Here is a 4,325-nt window from a genome sequence, read left to right as displayed (position 1 = left end):
AACAACGCTGTTTAGCGGTGGCGTGAGCTTTGACGTGCCGGACGGCTGGGAGCTGGGGCAGGCGGCAGCCAACAAATCCGAATATAAGCTGTTTGACGATCAGCGCAGCATTCAGGATTCGCTCTATACCGTGCATAAAGATTTCCTGATGTTTTTCAGCGATTCCATTCGCGGCCTGCAGCCGGGCGCGCCTGTTGAATTCCGCGGCATCCGAATGGGGACGGTCGCCGAAGTGCCGTTCAAATCAAACAAAGTGGCACAGCAGTTGGGCAATGATTACCGCATCCCGGTTCTGATCCGTATTGAGCCGGATCGTTTCCAGAGTATGTTGGGCAAAGACTTTGATATTGAGCAGCACCTCAAGGACGGCATCAAAGCGGGTCTTCGTGCCTCGCTGAAGTCAGCCAACCTGCTGACCGGTTCGCTTTATATCGATCTGGATTTTGACAGCAATGCCAAACCGTTTAAAGGGCCGGTCTCGTTTGCTGGCTACGAGCTGATCCCAACGACCAGCGGCGGCCTGGCGCAGATCCAACAGAAACTGATGGACACGCTGGACAAGGTCAATTCGCTGCCGCTGAATCCAATGATCAATCAGGCTACGGGCACCTTGAAAGAGAGCCAGCGCACGCTTCGTGAACTGCAAAAAACGTTGGATAACATTAACCAGATTACCGGCAGTCAGTCGATGAAAACGCTACCGGAAGATATGCAGAAAACGTTGCGCGAGCTGAACACCAGCATGAAAGGCTTCCAGCCTGGCGCGCCGGCTTACAACAAGCTGGTCGGTGATATGCAGCAGCTTAATCAGGTCATGCGTGAACTGCAGCCGGTGCTGAAAACGTTGAACAGCAAGAGCAATGCGCTGGTGTTTGAAGCGAAACCCGGCCAGGATCCCCAGCCGAAGAGGGCGAAGTAATGAAAAAATGGCTACCTGTGGCGTTGGCCCTGGCGCTGAGCGCCTGCAGCAGCACGCCCGATACCACGTATTATCAACTGCCTGCTGCGGCTAAGAGCATGGCCGTGAGCAGCGTTGACGCGGCGCGCCCTGCGGTTTTTGTGCAACATGTTTCCGTTCCGGACTATCTGTCCGGTAACGGCCTGGTTTATCAGACCAGTGACGTAAAATATGTGATTGCCACCAATAACCTCTGGGCCAGTCCACTGGATCAGCAGCTACAGCAAACGCTGGTGACCAACCTGAGCGAGGCACTGCCAGGCTCGCTGGTATCGGCTTCGCCGCTGGGCCAGCAACAGGATACGCTCAATGTGACCGTGACCGGCTTCCATGGTCGTTACGACGGCCAGGCAGTGATTAGCGGCGAGTGGGTACTGGAACATCAGGGGCAAATCGTGAAACGCTCGTTTACGCTGGCCCTGCCGCAGAAGGACGATGGCTATGATGCGCTGGTCAGAACGCTGGCGGTGGGATGGCAACAGGAAGCGCAGAATATAGCGAACAGTATTCGCAGCGTTAATTAAAAAAATTCATCATCCGCGTTAAGCCCCGGTTTGTCGACAATCAGAGGATTGCACAGCCGGGGCTTTTTTTATTGCCATACAGCGGCTTATCTGGCTTTCAGAGGCAATTTAAGGCAATAAGTTTTCGTTATCCTCGCACAAATTTATGACATTGGCGTGAAATTTGCGCGTTGATCTCAGGCGAAAATGGCGTTAGAACTAGGGTGTGATTGCGTACGCACTCACTGATTTCTTTCCACCAGATTCCACCTGACCTGAAGAGGGGATTACAGGCATGATGAAGAGACAGAAACGAGATCGGCTCGAACGGGCACATTCCAGAGGTTATCAGGCCGGCATTACCGGGCGCCCTAAAGAAATGTGTCCCTATCAAATGATAGATGCAAGATCTCACTGGTTGGGAGGGTGGCGACAGGCCATGGAGGACAGGACGGTTACTGCGTAATCCGTACTGTTTAATGAAAAGGAAAACCTCCGCCCAGGCGGAGGTTTCGTGTTTCAGGAAGCTTAAAAAGCGGTAGTATCTTTGAACAAACCCACTTTCAGATCGGTAGCCGTATAGATCACGTTACCATCGACCAGCACTTCACCATCAGCCACGCCCATCACCAGTTTGCGGTTAATGACACGCTTAAAATGAATGCGGTACGAAACCTTTTTCGCGGTTGGCAGAACCTGACCGGTAAATTTAACTTCACCCACGCCCAGCGCACGGCCTTTGCCTTCCGCGCCCAGCCAGCCCAGGTAAAAACCTACCAGCTGCCACATTGCGTCAAGACCCAGGCAGCCAGGCATCACCGGATCGCCAATGAAGTGGCAGCCAAAGAACCACAGGTCAGGGTTGATATCCAGCTCCGCTTCCACAAAGCCTTTGCCATAGTTGCCGCCATCTTCGTTCATCTCAATGACGCGATCCATCATCAGCATGTTGCCAGACGGCAACGGCGGGCCTTCGGCACCGAAAAGTTCACCACGACCAGAGGCAATCAGGTCTTCTTTTGAGTAGGATTTGCGTTTATCTACCATGTTCTTAATAAGCCTTATTTTATTGAAGCACGAAGGTTAGCTTACAGCTGTAAGCTGAGCAAGCCCGATTAACGCTGGTTAAACCAGTTCAGCCAGCGCAGTGGCCACGGACGTTGCCGACCTTCCTGTTGGTTTATTTGCGCTATGCGCTCCTGTATCGATCTTAGCAGACAAGGCGCGTCTTCTTTGTCCCATTCGGTTTTGGTCAGCAGAGGAAGCGCTTCCTCTACGCTTTCCACCGCCCAGACATGAAACTTTCCTTCCCGCACCGCATCCACCACTTCCTGCTGCAGACAAAGGTGCCGCACGTTCGCCGCAGGAATAATAATGCCCTGGCTACCGTTAAGCGTGCGCTGGTTACAGATATGGAAGAAACCTTCAATTTTTTCATTCAGGCCGCCGACCGGCTGAACACGACCAAACTGATCTACCGAACCGGTTACGGCAATCTGTTGCGTAATCGGCTGCCCGGCCAGCGCGCTGATCAGGGCGCAGAGTTCCGCCAGCGAGGCGCTGTCTCCATCCACTTCCGAATAGGACTGCTCAAACACAACGGAAGCGGAGAAGGGGAGCTGCTGGTCAAGCTCCAGCTCGGCAATCAACCATGCCTGCATAATCATCATGCCTTTGGCATGGATATTTCCGCCCAGCTCCGCTTTACGCTCCACGTCATGGAATTCGCCGTCGCCAACGTGTACCACGCAGCTGATGCGGGAAGGTTCGCCAAAGGCGCGGGGGTGACCGGGAAATTCGATAACGGAAAGGGCATTAATCTGGCCAATCGCTTCGCCTTCGGTTTCGATCAGGATCTGATCTAGCAGGATTTCGTCACGAATTCGCTCGGCAAGGAAACCTTCGCGCCACTCGCGATTTTCCAGGGCGGCCTGTAAATGCTCGCCGTTAATTACGTTTTCATCGCTGTTAGCCGCCGCTTCCTGAAACTGGCGGGCAAGCCAGACGGGGCAGAGTGGCAGCGTTTCCTGATCGCCGGTATAGCGTACAGCCTCACGTATCAACCCCGGCCAAAGGTCGTCGGCAATCAGCAGATCTTCATCAGTAGCGATAGCCCGCGCCCACTTAATCCACAGGCCGAAGGATTGCTCATCAACAATCTGGATATTGTCTTCAAACTCCGAATAGAAGGCCAGTGCCGCCAGTTCGGGTTCCATTTCCTGAAAATCAGCCAGCGCATCGCGTTCCCCGGTCAGGATGAGCCGAAAATGCAGCGGCATTGGCGGCACGGATACCGGCAACGGGCGGGATTCATCGGGCGAATGCCAGCTAAATTGACGGGTAGTCAGGATCTGTTTTAGCCGCAGCCAGAGCAGCGGCTGAGCCAGCAGGGCGCGTAATGAAAGCAGCAGCGTTCCACCGTTAGCCTTGTGCACCAGACCCGGCTCCAGCGTTAACGTGTTGTTATACTGACGAAAACAACCGAATAACTGTTCTGCTTCAATCCAGTCTGCGCCGTGTATGCCACCCGTTGAGGCAAAATTATCCTGTTCTGATTCTGCCGGACGCCAGCTGACCGCCGCGCCATCGATGTGATAATGACCGCCGTAAAGCGTCTCGTCTTCATCATCAAAACCTGAAATAACGGCCTGCAACAGCGTCTGGTACTCCGGATGCTCCGGCGTTTTGATCAGCATCAGCGGTAATTTTGCCTGGCTGTTCAGCAGCAGGCTCAGCGTATTGAACAGGCGTGGCTGTACTTCGGAAAAGTCACAGGGATCATCAGGAAGCTCGGAAAAAAGCGACTGAACGCTGTCGGTATCAGGCTGCAGGGCGCGCCATTCAAGTTGGTTGTTGATCAAAGT

The 4,325-nt window shown here is 53.8% G+C and carries 5 protein-coding genes; 3 read left to right on the top strand and 2 right to left on the bottom strand.

Annotation, left to right across the window (positions count from 1 at the left end; genetic code table 11):
* The 3 genes from RTK32_RS19405 to rmf form a co-directional block, all read left to right on the top strand.
* Positions 1-919: MlaD family protein (locus RTK32_RS19405; RefSeq protein WP_312046854.1), on the top strand; the 919-nt coding region annotated here is incomplete at its 5' end.
* The gene (pqiC, locus tag RTK32_RS19400; protein WP_312046852.1) at positions 919-1,482 is read left to right on the top strand and encodes a membrane integrity-associated transporter subunit PqiC; all 564 of its coding nucleotides are present in this window, start codon (positions 919-921) and stop codon (positions 1,480-1,482) included. The genes RTK32_RS19405 and pqiC, both read left to right, overlap by 1 nt.
* A gap of 277 nt (positions 1,483-1,759) precedes the next feature.
* Positions 1,760-1,927, top strand: a complete 168-nt coding sequence (gene rmf / locus RTK32_RS19395) for a ribosome modulation factor (protein ID WP_125288886.1) — start codon at positions 1,760-1,762, stop codon at positions 1,925-1,927.
* A 62-nt stretch (positions 1,928-1,989) separates the two neighbouring features.
* Here rmf and fabA read toward each other — a convergent pair whose 3' ends face one another.
* Together fabA and RTK32_RS19385 are read right to left on the bottom strand one after the other, a co-directional pair.
* The gene (gene fabA, locus RTK32_RS19390) at positions 1,990-2,508 is read right to left on the bottom strand and encodes a bifunctional 3-hydroxydecanoyl-ACP dehydratase/trans-2-decenoyl-ACP isomerase (RefSeq protein WP_125288691.1); all 519 of its coding nucleotides are present in this window, start codon (positions 2,506-2,508) and stop codon (positions 1,990-1,992) included.
* A 68-nt stretch (positions 2,509-2,576) separates the two neighbouring features.
* A partial coding sequence (locus RTK32_RS19385; protein WP_312046850.1) for a Lon protease family protein occupies positions 2,577-4,325 on the bottom strand: 1,749 nt, incomplete at its 5' end.

Origin of the sequence: Erwinia sp. (assembly GCF_031978025.1) — a bacterium.
Classification (GTDB): domain Bacteria; phylum Pseudomonadota; class Gammaproteobacteria; order Enterobacterales; family Enterobacteriaceae; genus Erwinia.
Note: the sequence above shows the minus strand (reverse complement) of the source record. Positions and strands in the feature narration are given on the sequence as shown.